Source organism: Actinokineospora terrae (assembly GCF_900111175.1).
GTDB lineage: Bacteria > Actinomycetota > Actinomycetes > Mycobacteriales > Pseudonocardiaceae > Actinokineospora > Actinokineospora terrae.
Genome location: NZ_FOGI01000004.1, coordinates 54,558 through 69,729, shown reverse-complemented (window position 1 = coordinate 69,729; position 15,172 = coordinate 54,558). Strand labels below are relative to the sequence as shown.

18 protein-coding genes are annotated in these 15,172 nt (G+C 69.1%); 16 read left to right on the top strand and 2 right to left on the bottom strand.

The window, feature by feature from the left end; genetic code table 11:
* Nucleotides 1-10: 10 nt before the first annotated feature.
* The 6 genes from BMY07_RS08830 to BMY07_RS36045 all read left to right on the top strand — a co-directional run bounded on the left by BMY07_RS08830 (nt 11) and on the right by BMY07_RS36045 (nt 5,247).
* A complete protein-coding gene (locus BMY07_RS08830; protein ID WP_092776370.1) occupies nt 11-943 on the top strand; it encodes an alpha/beta hydrolase in 933 nt (310 codons plus the stop codon).
* Between the two features lie 42 nt (nt 944-985).
* Nucleotides 986-2,308, top strand: coding sequence for an aminotransferase-like domain-containing protein (locus BMY07_RS08825; protein WP_342741529.1), 1,323 nt, complete (start codon nt 986-988; stop codon nt 2,306-2,308).
* 86 nt (nt 2,309-2,394) lie between these two features.
* Nucleotides 2,395-3,561 (top strand): pentapeptide repeat-containing protein, encoded by a 1,167-nt coding sequence (locus BMY07_RS08820; RefSeq protein ID WP_218150634.1) that lies wholly within the window; start codon nt 2,395-2,397, stop codon nt 3,559-3,561.
* 126 nt (nt 3,562-3,687) lie between these two features.
* Nucleotides 3,688-4,296, top strand: coding sequence for a DUF5701 family protein (locus BMY07_RS08815; protein WP_092776361.1), 609 nt, complete (start codon nt 3,688-3,690; stop codon nt 4,294-4,296).
* A gap of 58 nt (nt 4,297-4,354) precedes the next feature.
* Nucleotides 4,355-4,681: a DMT family transporter gene (locus tag BMY07_RS08810; protein ID WP_092776358.1), complete on the top strand. Its 327-nt coding sequence runs from the start codon at nt 4,355-4,357 to the stop codon at nt 4,679-4,681.
* On the top strand, nt 4,678-5,247 hold the full coding sequence (locus BMY07_RS36045) for a TetR family transcriptional regulator (RefSeq protein WP_092777252.1): 570 nt from the start codon (nt 4,678-4,680) through the stop codon (nt 5,245-5,247). Before BMY07_RS08810 ends, BMY07_RS36045 begins: the two co-directional genes overlap by 4 nt.
* Here BMY07_RS36045 and BMY07_RS08800 read toward each other — a convergent pair whose 3' ends face one another.
* Nucleotides 5,248-6,078, bottom strand: coding sequence for a class II glutamine amidotransferase (locus BMY07_RS08800; RefSeq protein WP_092776356.1), 831 nt, complete (start codon nt 6,076-6,078; stop codon nt 5,248-5,250). It abuts the gene before it with no gap.
* Between the two features lie 115 nt (nt 6,079-6,193).
* Nucleotides 6,194-6,403: a hypothetical protein gene (locus BMY07_RS08795; RefSeq protein WP_092776353.1), complete on the bottom strand. Its 210-nt coding sequence runs from the start codon at nt 6,401-6,403 to the stop codon at nt 6,194-6,196.
* A gap of 119 nt (nt 6,404-6,522) precedes the next feature.
* Here BMY07_RS08795 and BMY07_RS08790 point away from each other — a divergent pair, with 119 nt between their 5' ends.
* The 10 genes from BMY07_RS08790 (at nt 6,523) to BMY07_RS08745 (ending at nt 15,151) form a co-directional block, all read left to right on the top strand.
* A complete protein-coding gene (locus BMY07_RS08790) occupies nt 6,523-7,386 on the top strand; it encodes a helix-turn-helix domain-containing protein (protein WP_092776350.1) in 864 nt (287 codons plus the stop codon).
* Nucleotides 7,387-7,389: 3 nt separating this feature from the next.
* The gene (locus tag BMY07_RS08785; RefSeq protein ID WP_092776347.1) at nt 7,390-7,581 is read left to right on the top strand and encodes a DUF397 domain-containing protein; all 192 of its coding nucleotides are present in this window, start codon (nt 7,390-7,392) and stop codon (nt 7,579-7,581) included.
* A gap of 9 nt (nt 7,582-7,590) precedes the next feature.
* Nucleotides 7,591-7,779, top strand: a complete 189-nt coding sequence (locus BMY07_RS08780; RefSeq protein ID WP_092776344.1) for a DUF397 domain-containing protein — start codon at nt 7,591-7,593, stop codon at nt 7,777-7,779.
* A gap of 11 nt (nt 7,780-7,790) precedes the next feature.
* Nucleotides 7,791-9,134 (top strand): replication-associated recombination protein A, encoded by a 1,344-nt coding sequence (locus BMY07_RS08775; RefSeq protein WP_092776341.1) that lies wholly within the window; start codon nt 7,791-7,793, stop codon nt 9,132-9,134.
* Between the two features lie 100 nt (nt 9,135-9,234).
* A complete protein-coding gene (locus tag BMY07_RS08770) occupies nt 9,235-9,657 on the top strand; it encodes a DUF948 domain-containing protein (protein WP_092776338.1) in 423 nt (140 codons plus the stop codon).
* Nucleotides 9,654-9,920, top strand: coding sequence for a hypothetical protein (locus BMY07_RS08765; RefSeq protein WP_425426250.1), 267 nt, complete (start codon nt 9,654-9,656; stop codon nt 9,918-9,920). Before BMY07_RS08770 ends, BMY07_RS08765 begins: the two co-directional genes overlap by 4 nt.
* Nucleotides 9,921-9,980: 60 nt before the next feature.
* Nucleotides 9,981-12,644, top strand: coding sequence for an alanine--tRNA ligase (gene alaS, locus BMY07_RS08760; protein ID WP_092776335.1), 2,664 nt, complete (start codon nt 9,981-9,983; stop codon nt 12,642-12,644).
* Nucleotides 12,641-13,135: a Holliday junction resolvase RuvX gene (gene ruvX / locus BMY07_RS08755; protein ID WP_092776332.1), complete on the top strand. Its 495-nt coding sequence runs from the start codon at nt 12,641-12,643 to the stop codon at nt 13,133-13,135. Before alaS ends, ruvX begins: the two co-directional genes overlap by 4 nt.
* Nucleotides 13,132-14,319, top strand: a complete 1,188-nt coding sequence (gene mltG, locus BMY07_RS08750) for an endolytic transglycosylase MltG (protein WP_092776329.1) — start codon at nt 13,132-13,134, stop codon at nt 14,317-14,319. Before ruvX ends, mltG begins: the two co-directional genes overlap by 4 nt.
* Nucleotides 14,306-15,151 carry a shikimate dehydrogenase gene (locus tag BMY07_RS08745; protein WP_092776326.1) on the top strand — a complete coding sequence of 282 codons (846 nt, stop codon included), beginning with the start codon at nt 14,306-14,308 and terminating at the stop codon, nt 15,149-15,151. Before mltG ends, BMY07_RS08745 begins: the two co-directional genes overlap by 14 nt.
* The last annotated feature ends 21 nt before the right edge of the window (nt 15,152-15,172 follow it).

Here is a 15,172-nt window from a genome sequence, read left to right as displayed (position 1 = left end):
GGACCCCGACATGCCACTGGACCCGCAGGTCGCCGCGATGCGCGAGCGCAAGATCGCGCAGGACACGCCGCCGCTCTACACGCTCTCGCTGGCCCAGGCCCGCGCCGATGACCTCGCCTCCATCCAGGCCGCCGGGGGGACGCCCGAACAGGTGGGGTCGGTCGTCAACGACTCCTACCCCGGTCCGGACGGTGAGATCCCGATCCGCGTCTACCGGCCGGATGTCGAGGGCCCGCTTCCGGTGCTGTTCTACTTCTTCGGCGGTGGCTGGACTCTTGGCACCATCGACACCTCTGACGCCATCTGCCGTCGTCTGACCAACGCCGTTGGTTGCGTGACCGTGGCCGTGGGGTACCGCCTGGCGCCAGAGCACCGGTTCCCGGCCGCGCTTGAGGACTGCTACGGCGCGGTGGAGTGGTTCGCTGCCAACGGTTCCCGCTACGGGGCAGACGTCAGCCGTATCGCGGTCGGTGGCGACAGCGCGGGCGGTAACCTCGCCGCGGTCGTGTCACTCATGTCGCGCGACAGGGGCGGCCCGCGGCTTCAGGCCCAACTGCTCGTGTACCCGAACACGGACTACACGGCGTCTTCCGGCTCTATGGCCGAGAACGTCGACCCCGCGTTCTTCAACAACCGTTCCGTGGCTTGGTACTGGAGCCACTACCTGGCCGACGCGCCGTCCGAGGGCATGGACCCTCGGGTGTCGCCGTTGCGCGCCACCGACCACACCGGCCTACCTCCGGCGTTGGTCATCACGGCCGAGTACGACCCGCTGCGCGACCAGGGCGAGGCCTACGCGGCGAAGCTGGTCGCTGCTGGCGTTCCGGCCGAGGTGAGCCGCTACGACGGTATGGTGCACGGCTTCTTCGCCATGGCAGGCGACCTCGCGGCGGGGGAGCGGGCGCAAGAAGAGGCTGCTGCTTTTTTGCGGAAATTCCTGTAGTCAGATGCCGTAGTGGGTGGCCCGACAGCGAGGGGTGCAGGCGTGTCAGTAGAGACCATGTCGGGGGTGCTGCTGCGGGCGGCCGACCTCCACGGCAGCGTCACCGACCCGGGCATGGAGTCGATGAACTTCCTCAACGAGGTGGTCGGCCGGTTCCCGGACGCCATCTCGTTCGCCCCCGGGCGGCCCTACGAGGGGTTCTTCGAGACCAGCCAGGTGTTCGACTACCTCAAGGCGTACACCGACTACCTGGAGCGCGACCGCGGGTTCACCCCGGCGCAGGTCCGGACGAACATCTTCCAGTACGGCCGCACCAACGGGCACATCCACGACCTCATCGCCCGCACCGTCTCGAACGACGAGGGGATCGAGGTCTCCCCGCAGTCGGTCGTGGTGACGGTCGGTTGCCAGGAGGGCATGCTGCTCACCCTGCGTGCCCTCTTCGCCGGTCCGGACGACGTGCTGCTGGTCAGTTCCCCTTGCTACGTCGGCATCACCGGTACCGCCACCGTGCTGGACATCGCGATCCACCCGGTGCCCGAGGGCCCGCATGGCGTTGACCCTGCCGCGGTTGCCGCTGCGGCGGCTGAGGTGCGTGCGCAGGGTAAGAGGCCGCGTGCGATGTACCTGGTGCCAGACTTCGCCAACCCGTCCGGTTCGAGCATGCCGGTCGAGGCCCGCGAGGAGCTGCTGCGCGTCGCCGAGCAGGAAGACCTCTTACTGCTAGAGGACAACCCGTACGGCTTTTTCCTCCGCGAGGGCAACCCGCGCCCGACTCTCAAGGCCCTCGACCGCGCCAAGCGCGTCATCTACCTGGGCTCCTTCGCCAAGACCGGTTTCCCCGGCGCCCGCGTCGGCTACGTGCTGGCGGACCAGCCCGTCGCCGCTGCCGACGGCACGGTGGGCCTGCTCGCCGACAGCCTCTCCAAGATCAAGAGCATGACCACGGTCAACACCGCGGCCCTGAGCCAGGCGGCGATCGGCGGCATGCTGGTCCTCGCGGACTGCAAGCTGCGCGACGCCAACGCCCAGGCCATCGACTTCTACCGCACCAACCTCCAGACCGTCCTCGACGAACTGGAACACCACTTCCCCGCCGACGTCCGCGAGTCCCTCGGCATCTCCTGGAACGCCCCCGAGGGCGGCTTCTTCCTGGTGGTCAAGGTCCCCTTCCCCGCCGACGACGCGGCACTGCACCGCGCCGCGAGCGACTACGGCGTCCTCTGGACCCCCATGAGCTACTTCCACCACGACACCGCCGGGGACCACCAGCTCCGCCTCTCCTGCAGCGCCCTGGACCCGGCCACGATCCGCGATGGCATGACCCGACTGGCCCGCTTCATCAAGGACTCCGCCCAGGCCTAGCTCGTGACGGCGCCCGTCGACCTCATGGGGACGACGGGCGCCGTCGTATGCCTGACACGATCGCCCGCGTTCGAGATGCTTCTCCGGTGAACAAGACTGGACGGCAGACCGGCCGGACGGGTCGAGCGGTGCTCGCCGTGGTGACCCCGGTCGTGCTGGTCACCGCCGCCGCGGTCCTGGTCCTCAGCCGGGTGCTGGACATCAGCACGTCGGCGGCCAGGCTGGAGATGATCCGCACCGCGCTCACCATCGGCGCGGGCACCGGCGCGCTCACCACCCTGGTCCTGGCCCTGCGCCGCCAGTGGGCCACCGAGCACGACGCGACCGAGCGGCGCCTCACCGACCTCTACGTCAAGGCCATCGACCAGCTCGGCTCCGACAAGCCCCCCGTCCGCCACGGCGCGCTGTACGCCCTGGAGCGCATCGCCCAGGACAACCCCGCCCACCGCCAGACGGTCGTCAACCTCATCTGCGCCTACCTGCGCGGCCCGTGGATCCCCCCGACGAACAGGCCCGCGCCCCGCGTCGGCGGACTCCGCAAGAACCGGTCGACCGGGCTTTCGAGCACCGACCAGGGCAAGCGGGAGGAGCACGAGGTCCGCAACACCGCCAGCCGCATCCTGCACCGCCACCTCCAGCGCGACCCGGCGTCCAGGCGTCCCTCGCCCACGTTCTGGCCGGATATCGACCTCGACCTCGCGGGCGCCGTCCTCGTCGACTTCTCCCTGGACCACTGCGCCGTCCGCGCGGCCACGTTCGCCGGGGCCACCTTCACCCGCGACGTGACCTTCGCGGGTGCGGTGTTCGCGGGCGCCGTCCGCTTCGACCGTGCCACCTTCACCGGCACGTGCAGCTTCTACCAGGTCGCCTTCAAGGGGACGGCCTGGTTCGCCAGCGCCACCTTCAAGCGCCTCACCTTCTTCGGCTCCGCCTCGTTCGGTGTCAGTGCCGGGTTCGAGGACGCCGTCTTCGAGGGTTTCGTCCTGTTCGAGCAGGCCACCTGGTCCGGCGACGGCACCTTCGTCCGAACCGCGTTCGACGAGGTCTCCTTCGACAACACCGTTTTCCGCCGGTCGGCCCGGTTCAAGGCCGCCACGTTCACCAGGCTCCCCACCTTCCGCGAAGCCGAGTTGCGTGCGGGTGGGCCGGACCCGCTGCGACCTTCCTCCCCGTTCACCGACTTCACCGACGCCCGGTTCGTCCGCGGGGTGCCGCCGGAGATCCGCGGGTTCGTCGACGACACCCCCGGCTGAGCGCCGCTGGTCCACTGTGGACGTGAACCGGCGGTCGATGTTGACCCATTAGGGTGACGGGGGAACTCGTGGCCCGGATTTCACGTTGTAGGTGGACTCGCTCTGTCACACCCTGGAGGCTTGCGCGTGCCTGTGTCTCTCCCGCCTCTCGACAAGCAGATCTTGCGCCTCCACGAGTTGGGCATCCCGGAGTTGGCCGGGCTTTCCGCGAACGACCTCGACCTCCCCGATGTCGACAACGCCCTGGTCGTCGTGCACCCCGATCGGCTCAAGACCTCCGCGTTGGCGCCCCTGCTGCGGCACAAGGAGAAGCCCGGGTTCGTCGTGCTGGACATGCCCGATCTCGACGACTTCACCCCAACGGTGGAACTCCCGGACAAGCCCGTCTACCTGGTCACCGACATCGACCGCGGTGACGACATGGCCAACTGGACCCCCGAGGACGCCCTGCCCGAGATCACCGGCGCCGGTCGCACGCCTCTCACGGTGGGGGAGGGCGTGCAGTGGCTCTTGCACCAGCCGGAGGCTCTAGAGCGCACGCGGTGCTTCATGACCATCTCGTCGCGGTTGCGCAAGGCGGACGGCAAGTTCGACACCCGCACCCCCGCGATCTGGATCAGCAACGGCATCGGCCGCGACGGCAGGGGCCACAAGGACGCCCCCAAGGTCGGGTGGTGCTGGTGGGGCAACCGGCACACCTGGCTCGGCTTCGCCTCCGGTCGCACCCGCTCCTAGCAGGCCCGGACATCTGTACAGTCGTACATGTACGGATGTCCAACACAGGGGAGTGGCCATGCTCGCGTGGGTCTACCTGGGCCTCGCGATCACGTTCGAGGTGGTCGCGACCAGCCTGATGAAGTCGACGCAGGGCTTCACCCAGCTCTGGCCGACGGTGACCGTGCTCGCCGGGTACGCGGTCGCGTTCTTCATGCTGGCCAAGGCCCTGCAGCACGGGATGGAGATCGGCGTCGGTTACGCCATCTGGTCCGCACTCGGTACCACGGTGATCGTCATCGTCGGCGCCGTGTTCCTCGACGAGGCGCTCACCCCGGTCAAGGTCATCGGCGTGGTCCTGGTGGTCGCGGGTGTCGTCACCCTCAACCTCGGCGGTGCGCACTGAACCGCCGCCGCGACCCCGGGGCCAGGCGCCAGGAGATCATCGACGCCGCCTGCGCGCTCATCCCGACCCTCGGCGTCGCGGGCCTGACCCACCGCGCCGTCGCCGCGCGCGCGGGTGTCCCGGTCGGCTCGACCACCTACTACTTCGCCACCCTCGACGACCTGACCACGGCCGCTCTGGAGCAGGTCACCCAGGCCTGGACCGCCGACCTGGCCGAGCTGGCGGCCGAGATCAAGGCCGCCGACGATCCGGTCGCCGCGCTGGTCGCGCTGTCCCTGTCGTACCACGGCAGCGAGCGCGCGGTGGTCGAGGCCGAGCTGTACCTCGCCGCCACGCACCGCCCCGAGCTGCGCCCCCTCGCCGACTGCTGGCGCACCGCGCTCGTCGACGTGCTGACCCTCCGGTACCCGCCGGACCGCTCCCGCGCCGCGGCCGTGTTCCTCGACGGCGTGCTGCTCGACGTCCTGAGCAACGCCACCCCGCTGGAACCGGCCGCGGTCGCCGCCGCCCTGCGCGACCTGCTGGGTCCGGGAGAGCGCGCTGGTTCGGGAGAACGCGCTGGGTGATCAGCGCGCCACCGGGGCGAACGGGTGGGTCTCCTCGACGTCGTCGTGCGTGGTCAGGTACGTCGACTCGGGCACTTCCCGCCACGCGCCCCGCAGGCTGCCCAGCGGTTCGGACACCACCAGTCGCGCGTCGTCGGACAGTTCGTGCAGCTCCGGGTTGTCCGGGTACTGCGCGCGCAGCGTCGAGATGTCGGCGCTGTGGAACAGCGAGCGGGAGCGTCCCTCGCTGGAGTAGCGGAACGCCCAGGTGGTGTCGCCGTCGGTGGTCGCGACCGCGAGTTGCACCGGGTAGGCGATGCCGTGGCGTTGGCCCACCTGCTCGACGAAGCCGACCGCCTGGGCGATGGCCGCCGGTGGGTCGTGCTCCAGGCCCATGGTCAGCGCGAGGTAGAACAGCACCTCGGAGTCAGTCGACCCCTCGATGCCCGGGTAGAGCTCGGGGTCGACGGCGAGGACCAGGTCACGCTTGATCAGCGGGAAGCCCGCGATCGCCCCGTTGTGCATCCAGAGCAGCCTGCCGTGGCGGAACGGGTGGCAGTTGGTCCGCTGTACCGCCGTGCCGGTGGTGGCGCGGACGTGGGCGAAGACCCTGCGGGAGGTGACCTGGGCGGTCACCTCGCGCAGGTTGTCGTCCTGCCAGGCGGGTTGGGTGTCGCGGTACACCCCTGGGGTCGCCCGGTCGCCGTACCAGCCGACGCCGAAGCCGTCGCCGTTGGTGGTCTCGACGCCGAGTTGGGCCCGTTTGCTCTGGACGATGAGGGAGTTCTCGGGTTTGTAGAGCAGGTCTTCCAGCCGCACGGGCGAGCCGGAGTACGCGATCCATCGACACATGCCGACCTCCTTGCGCCCAAGCCCACACCGCGCTCGGGCCGGGGGCATCGCCCGCGCCGGATGAGTCCACCCGGGTTCCCCTCACCCCATCCGGCGGTGGCTGATAGTTTCCGCCTCAGCTCGCCGCCATCTCGGTCAGCGCCCGGGTCGCCAGCTCGACGAACTGGGTCAGGTTCGCCTGGCTCATGGTCATCGTGTACTCGCCGGACTGCCCGAACTGCAGGGTCGCCTGGTTCCCCTCGACCGCCTCCAGCTTGATCGGGACGTCGTGCGCGAGGTCGACCCAGGCCTCGACAGAGACGCCCGGTTGGGTGAAAAGTGCCATGGGGTGCCACCTTCTGCTCTACGGTGATCGAGACTTAAGCCCGACTGTCGTGCTGAACGTTAGGGCGACAGTCGGGCAACTGACAAGACGCACGATCGGGTGAACCGAAGGGGTCGGCCATGGGCCACGCGCGGCCTACATTCGAACGCAGGCAACTGGGCCTGGTCCTCCGCCGCTTGCGGGAACGCTCCGGCATGACACAACAGGCAGGCGCCGAGGCGGTGGGCAAGGTCCGCTCCCGCATCGTGCAGCTGGAGGACGGAACCGCCACCGCCAGCGAGGAAGACCTCCGAACCCTCCTGGACTGCTACGCCGTCACCGGCGACGAACGCACCACCGTCCTCGAACTAGGCGCCCAAGCCCGCCGCCGCCAGAAACGCCGCGTCCACGTAGACAATCTGCCGGACGCCTACCGCCGCTTCGCCGACCTCGAAGCCAGCGCCTCCGAGATCAACTGTTTCGAGACCGGCATCATCCCCGGTCTTCTGCAGTCCGAGGGGTACATCCAGGCACTTTTCGCTGAGGCCGAAGGTCCCTGGCACGAGGTCGACGACGTCGAGCGCGGCGACAGGTGGTCCTTCCGGGTGGATCGCCAGATGCGGATGCTCGATGAGACGGATCGTCGAATCATGCGGTTTGTCGTAACCGAGGACGCGTTGCGCGCCAACATGGGCGCCCCCGAGGTCATGCGCCAGCAGTTGGACCACATGCTTGCGTTGCTCGACAAGCAGCGCGACCTCAACATCCGGGTGCTTCGCACCGATGCCTACGGCAACCCGTTGAGGGGCTTCGGCTTGACCATCTTCGCCTTCGGTGAACGTGGGGCACCGATCGGCTACTCATCACCCGTTCTCGGCCCGTCAACTTATTACGATGGCGAGTCGGAGACCACGGCTATGCTTCGAGCATTCTATCGACTGTGGGAGTTGGCTTTGAGCCGCGAAGAGTCCCGCCGTCTGATCCAGCAGATCGCGAAGGAGTAGGCCATGGTTGCCCGCGTTCGGGACACCGGTTGGTTCAAGAGCAGTCGCAGCGGTGCCGTCAACGAGAACTGCGTCGAAGTGCGGCTGACCGACACCGCCGTGTGCGTTCGGGACACGAAGCACCGCGCTGCTGGTGCCCTCAACGTCACCCCGGCAACCTGGACCGCATTGGTCACCAGCCTCAAGACCGCCTAGGAGATCCCCATGGACACCGGTTGGTTCAAGAGCAGCCGCAGTGGCGCCGCCAACGAGAACTGCGTCGAGGTCCGCCTGGCCCCCACCGCCATCGGCGTCCGCGACACCAAGAACCGCACCGCAGGCGCCCTCTCCCTCCACCTCACCACCTGGGTCGCCTTCCTCACCACCACCAAGGACGACCGCCACACCAGGTAGCGTCGACTCCTGTGGAACAGGAGTTCGACCTCTTCGGCGCCCCCGCCTCCGCTGACGCTGTCCGGAAAGCGCGGGCGAACACGCCTCTGGCGGTCAGGATGCGGCCCGCCACTCTCGACGAGGTCTTGGGCCAGGACCATCTCCTCGGTCCCGGCGCCCCGTTGCGCCGCCTCGTCGAGGGTGCGGCGCCCGCGTCGATCCTTCTCTATGGCCCACCTGGCACCGGTAAGACAACCCTGGCCACTCTTGTCTCCTCCGCCATCGGGCGGCGCTTCGTGGCGTTGTCAGCGCTGTCCGCAGGAGTCAAGGAAGTCCGGGCCGTCATCGATGAGGCGCGTAAGAGGCTGACGCACTCCGGTGAGTCCACCGTTCTGTTCATCGACGAGGTCCACCGGTTCTCCCGCACCCAGCAGGACGCCTTGCTCGGTGCCGTCGAGGACCGGATCGTCCTGCTTGTCGCTGCTACCACCGAGAACCCGTTCTTCTCCGTGGTGTCGCCCCTCCTGTCCCGCTCGCTCGTGCTCCAACTCCAGCCTCTTGCCGACACGGACGTCCAGCAGCTCGTCCGCCGCGCGGTCGCCGACGAGCGTGGCCTCAACGCCACCGTCACCCTTGACGACGACGCAGAGGCCCACATCGTCCGTCTAGCCGGTGGTGATGCGCGCAGGGCTCTTACCGCCCTCGAAGCGGCCGCTGACTCAGCGCTAGCGGCCAACGATGGCGCTATCGACCTCGCCACGGTTGAGGCCACCGTGGACAAAGCCGCCGTGCGTTACGACCGACAGGGCGACCAGCACTACGACGTCACCTCCGCGTTCATCAAGTCCATCCGCGGTTCCGACGTCGACTCCGCCCTGCACTACCTCGCCCGCATGGTCGAGGCAGGGGAGGACCCCCGGTTCATCGCCCGCCGCCTGGTCGTGCACGCCAGCGAGGACGTCGGCATGGCCGACCCCACCGCGCTCCAGGTGTGCGTGGCCGCCTCGCAGGCCGTCCAGCTGATCGGCATGCCCGAGGCCCGGCTCGCGCTCGCCCAGGCCACCATCCACCTGGCCACCGCGCCCAAGTCCAACGCCGTGATGGTCGCCTTCGACTCCGCGCTCGCCGACGTCCGCTCTGGCGCTACCGGACAGGTCCCGCCCCACCTGCGCGACGGTCACTACGCGGGCGCCAAGAAGCTCGGTAATGCCACCGGCTACCGGTACCCCCACGACGTTCCGGAAGGGGTACTCACCCAGCAGTACCCACCGGACGACCTGCGCGGCCGCGACTACTACGAGCCCACGCAGCGCGGCGCGGAACGGCACCTCGCGGACCGCGTGCCCAAGCTGCGGCGGGTCATCCGCGGCGAGTAAACGGGTCGCCCGACACCGCCTCGACCGCACACAATGCCGGGGCGACCGGCACGGTAGCCTGACGATCGAATTCCGGGGTCAGGCCATATGAGGAGGGCTCGTGACAGCAGGGCAGATCGCCGCGCTGGTGGCCGCAGGCGCGTTCGTGCTGCTGGTTGTGCTGCTGGGCATCGTGCTGGCCAAGCTCGGCCGCACGCTCGACGAGGCCACCATCGCCATCCGCAAGGCGCACCAGAACAGCGACCCGCTGTTCACCGGCGCCAACACCACGCTCAACCACGTCAACGCCCAGCTCGAGCGGGTCGACGGCATCACCGCCAACGCGCAGGCCGTCACCGGCAACGTCTCGGCGCTGACCTCGGTGTTCACCGCCACGCTCGGCGGTCCGCTGGTCAAGGCCGCCGCGCTGTCCTACGGCGTCAGCAAGGCCATCCGCGCGCGCCGCAAGGCCAAGGGCGAGATCGAGGGCAAGCACTCCCGTTCCGGCCGCCGCCGCTCCGGGCGCAGGGGAGCCAGGTCATGATCCGCCGCGTCTTCTGGCTCGGCGTCGGTATCGCCGCCGGTGTCGCTCTCAACCGCAAGGTGAAGCAGACCGCGCACGCGGTCACCCCCGCGGGCATCGCGGGCAACCTCGGCGACGCCATGCACGAGCTCGCTAGCGCTATCGGCGCGTTCGGCGCCGACGTGCGCGCGGGCATGGTCGAGCGCGAAGATGAGCTGGCCGACGCCGTCGAGCGCCGCTCTGGCGTCACCCCCGGCGCGCGAGCGCGTAGGGCGAACGGCTGACTCTGAGGCCGTTCGCCGCGCACCGACCGCCGAACCCCTGACAGCTAGAGGACCACTCCAGTGCAGACCCACGAGATCCACAGTCGATTCCTGGACCACTTCAAGCGCAACGGCCACACCCAGGTGCCGAGCGCGTCGCTGATCCTCGAGGACCCCAACCTGCTGTTCGTCAACGCGGGCATGGTCCAGTTCAAGCCGTACTTCCTCGGCCAGGCCCCCGCGCCGTGGCCGCGCGCCACCAGCGTGCAGAAGTGCGTGCGCACCGGCGACATCGACGAGGTCGGCAAGACCACCCGGCACAACACGTTCTTCCAGATGGCGGGCAACTTCTCCTTCGGCGACTACTTCAAGGCCGGGGCCATCGAGTTCGCGTGGGAGCTGATCACCAAGAGCGTCGGCGACGGCGGCTACGGGTTCGACCCGGACCGTCTGTGGGCGACTGTCTACAACGACGACGACGAGGCCCTGGAGTTCTGGCGCAAGATCGCCGGACTGCCCGAGGAGCGCATCCAGCGCCGCGACGGCCTCGACAACTACTGGGACATGGGCGTGCCCGGTCCCGGCGGCCCCTGCTCGGAGATCTACTACGACCGCGGCCCCGAGCACGGCCGCGACGGTGGGCCGGTCGCCGACGAGGACCGCTACCTCGAGATCTGGAACCTCGTCTTCATGCAGGACGAGCGCGGCGAGCTGAGCCCCAAGCAGGGCCACAAGCCGATCGGGTCGCTGCCGACCAAGAACATCGACACCGGCATGGGCATCGAGCGCGTCGCGACCCTGCTCCAGGGCGTCGAGAACGTGTACGAGACCGACCTGGTGCGCCCGGTCATCAGCAAGGCCGAGGAGATGTCGGGCCGCCGCTACGGCTCCGGTAACGCTGTCGACGACGTTCGCTTCCGCGTCATCGCCGACCACGCGCGCAGCGGCATGATGCTCATCGGCGATGGCGTCACCCCCGGCAACGAGGCCCGCGGCTACGTCTTGCGCCGCCTGCTGCGCCGCATCGTCAGGTCTGTCCGGCTGCTCGGCGTGAACGAGCCTGTCCTGGGTGAGTTCGCGGCCGTCGTGCGCGACACCATGTCGCCCTCTTACCCCGAGCTGGCCAAGGACTTCCCGCGCATTGAGTCCGTGATGCGCAAGGAAGAGGAGGCCTTCCTCGCCACCCTCGTCAGCGGGTCGAAGATCTTCGACCTCGCCGCCGAGCAGGTCAAGGCGGACGGCCGCGCGCAGCTGCCCGGCGACAAGGCCTTCCAGCTGCACGACACCTACGGCTTCCCGATCGATCTCACCCTGGAGATGGCCGCCGAGAAGGGCCTCACCGTCGACGAGACGGGCTTCCGGGAGCTGATGGCCGAGCAGCGCGCCCGCGCCAAGGCCGACGCCGCGTCCCGCAAGACCGGCCACGGCGACCAGACCGTCTACCGCGACCTCTTGGCGCAGGGGCCGACCGAGTTCCTCGGTTACGAGAGCCTGACCGCCGAGGCCACCGTGCGCGGCTTGGTCCGCGAGGGCGTCCGGGTTCGTAGTGCGTCCGAGGGTGAGATCGTCGAGGTAGTGCTCGACCGCACCCCCCTGTACGCCGAGTCCGGTGGCCAGGAGAGCGACGCGGGCACCATCACCGCCCCCGGCGTCGAACTGGAGGTCCTCGACGTCCAGAAGGTCGCGCGCAAGCTCTGGGTCCACCAGGTGCGTGTGCGCAGCGGCGAGATCGTCGAGGGCCAGAACGTCGAGGCTCTTGTCGACCCCGAGTGGCGCATCGGCGCGCGCCAGGGGCACTCGGGCACGCACGTCGTGCACGCGGCCCTGCGTGAGGTCCTAGGCCCGACAGCGCTGCAGAGCGGCTCTTACAACAAGCCGGGCTACCTGCGCCTCGACTTCGCCTGGGGCAACGCCCTGTCGCCCGAGACGCGCAGCGAGATCGAAGAGGTCTCCAACCTCGCCGTGCGCAAGGACCTGCCCGTTCGCGTGGTCTACACGGACATGGGCGGCGCGCAGGACCTCGGTGCCGTCGCCCTCTTCGGCGAGACCTACGACGAGACCGTGCGCGTCATCGAGATCGGTGGCCCGTGGTCGCGCGAGCTGTGCGGTGGCACCCACGTCGAGCACTCGTCCCAGATCGGCCCGATCACCTTGCTCGGCGAGTCCTCGGTCGGCTCCGGTAGCCGCCGCCTGGAGGCCTACGTCGGCATGGACGCCATGCGCTTCCTGGCCAAGGAACGGGCTCTTGTCCAGAACCTGGCCGCGATGCTCAAGGTGCCCGACGCCGAGGTGCCCGGTCGTGTGGAGGCCCTGATCGACCGCCTTCGCAACGCCGAGAAGGAGCTGGAGAAGCTCCGCGCCGGCCGGCTCTTGTCCTCCGCGGGCGATCTCGCCGGTAAGGCCGAGGACATCAACGGGACCGCTCTTGTCGCGTTGAAGGCCCCCAATGGCGTTAGCGGCAACGACCTGCGCACGCTGGCGACCGAGGTGCGCAACCGGCTCGGCACGCGTCCCGGCGTCGTCGCCCTGTTCTCCGTCGACGGGGACAAGGTGAGCTTCGTCGTCGCCACGACCTCTACCGCGCGTGACGCCGGGATCGCCGCGGGCAAGCTCGTGCCGTCGTTCTCCGCCGCCATCGAGGCGCGCGGTGGCGGCAAGCCCGACATGGCGCAGGGTGGCGGCACCAACGCGAACGGTGTCGACGAGGCGGTGAACGCCCTGCGCAGGGCGTTGGGCGGGTCGTGAACCCCAGACCTGACCGGCCGGGAGCCGACGATCCGGGGCGTGGCCGCAGGCTCGCCGTGGACGTCGGCTCCGTCCGCGTCGGCGTCGCCGTGAGCGATCCGACTCCCGTTCTGGCCTCTCCGCTCGTTACGCTGTCCCGCGACGAGCGGTCGGGCAGTGACCTCGACCGGCTCACCGAGCTCGTCGCCGAGCACGAGGTGGTCGAAGTGGTGGTCGGGTTGCCAAGGACGCTCGCCGCGCGGCACGGCGTGGCCGCCGAGAGCGCGCACGCGTACGCGCTCGCCCTGGCGGCGAGGATCGCCCCGGTCCCGGTCCGCCTCGCCGACGAACGGTTGACCACCGTCGCCGCCACCAGGATGCTCAGCGACCGCGGCGTCAAGGGCAAGCGACAGCGGGCGGTGGTCGACCAGGCCGCCGCGGTGGAGATCCTGCAGTCGTGGCTCGACGCCCGCTCGGCGGCGCTCGCACGATCTGCGGAGGCGGAATCATGACCGACGAACTCGGCTTCTTTGAGGACGAGGCGGACGACACCGCCAGACGCAAACCGCGCCGCGACCGCAGGCGCGTCAAGCTCGCGGTGTTCGGCCTGATCGTCCTGGCGCTCATCGGCGGCGGTGTCTGGTACGGCATCCGCACGCTGTCCGGCATCGGCGGGTACGACGACTTCACCGGCGCGGGTGAGGCTGACGTCGTCGTGGAGGTCAAGAGCGGCGACAGCACGGGCATCATCGCCAACCGGCTCAAGGAGGACGGCGTCGTCGCCAGCTCGCGCGCCTTCACCGAGGCCGCGGAGTCGGAGTCGAAGATCCGCTCGATCCAGCCGGGCTATTACGTCATGCGCACCAAGGTGTCCGGCGCGGACGCGGTCGCCAAGATCGTCAATCCCGCCTCGCGGGTGGGGAACCTGCAGATCAAGGCCGGTACCCAGTTCGACGACGTGACCAGCGGCGCCAACGTGACACCGGGCGTGTACTCACTGTTGTCGAAGGCTTCATGCGCCGAGCTCAACGGTAAGAGCACCTGCGTCCCGGTCGAAGAGTTGCGCAAGGTAGTGGAAACGGCCGATCTAGCCACGCTCGGTGTCCCTGAGTGGGCCGTGCCGGACGCGTCGAAGTCGCCAGAGCCCAAGCGCAAGCTAGAGGGCCTGATCATGCCGGACGTCTACGAGGTCCGGCCGGGGTCGACCGCCGAGGAGCTGTGGAAGAAGCTCATCGCCGACTCCTCCGCGCTGCTGCAGAGCGTCGGCATGCCCGCGCTGGCCGACACCACCGGGTTCACCCCGTACCAGTTGCTGGTCATGGGCTCCCTGGTCCAGCGCGAGGCCATCGCGGGCGACTTCTCCAAGGTCTCGCGCGTGACGTACAACCGCCTGGCGAAGACCATGAAGCTCGAATATGACTCCACGGTCAACTACGTCCTCGACCGCCCCGCGATCCGCACCAGGCCCGAGGACCGCGCCAAGTCCGGCCCGTACAACACCTACGCCAACACCGGCCTCCCCCCGACTCCTATCGCCGCCGTGAGCCGTGAGGCCATAGAGGCCGCGGCCAAGCCCGCCGACGGCACCTGGATCTTCTTCGTCCGCTGCCAGAAGGACGGCACGTCGTGCTTCGCGAACACGCTTGACGAGCACAACGCGAACATCGCGCTGGCCCAGCGCAATGAGGCCTACTGACATCAGACGGGCAGCCGTCCTCGGCTCGCCTGTCGCGCACTCCTTGTCACCAGTCCTGCACGGAGCCGCGTTCGAGGCCCTAGGCCTACCGTGGACCTACACGCGCATCGAATGCGACGCAGAGCGCTTGCCCGGTCTGGTGTCCTCTTTGGACGACGACTGGGTAGGCCTATCGGTCACGATGCCCGGCAAGCGCGCCGCGTTGTCTTACGCCACAACAGCTACTCCGCGCGCTGTGGCCGTAGGCGCCGCGAACACCCTTGTTCGCACTGACGGCGGCTGGCTAGCTGACTGCACGGACGTCGATGGCGTTACCGGCGCCCTCCGCTCTGCTGGCTTCGCTGGCGGTTCCCTAGGCGTAGTACTGGGTGCGGGCGGAACGGCTTGCGCGGCACTAGCGGCCTTTGTAGACCTAGGCATCACTTCTGCGGTAGTGGTGGTCCGCGACCTCTCCCGCGCCACCGAAGCAACCAACTGCGCCGCCCGCCTGGGTTTGCCCCTGGAAGTCTCCCTCTGGTCCACCACAGACTTCGCCGCCCTGGCAGCCTCAGCCGCAGTCCTGGTCAACACGGTCCCCCCCGCCGCCACCGAGCCCCTAGCCCCCACCCTGGCCCCAGTACGCCACCTCCTGGACGTCATCTACCACCCCTGGCCAACCCCCTTGTCCACCGCGGTCACCACCGCCGGCGGAACCGTCATCACCGGCCTGGACATGCTCCTGCACCAGGCCTTCGGCCAGGTAACCCACTTCACCGGCCACCCCGCCCCCCGCCCCCCCATGCGCCAAGCCCTCTCAGCGGCCACCGGCGGCGTCCATCCCCTCCCCATCTGACAATCCACAACGCCCCAACTC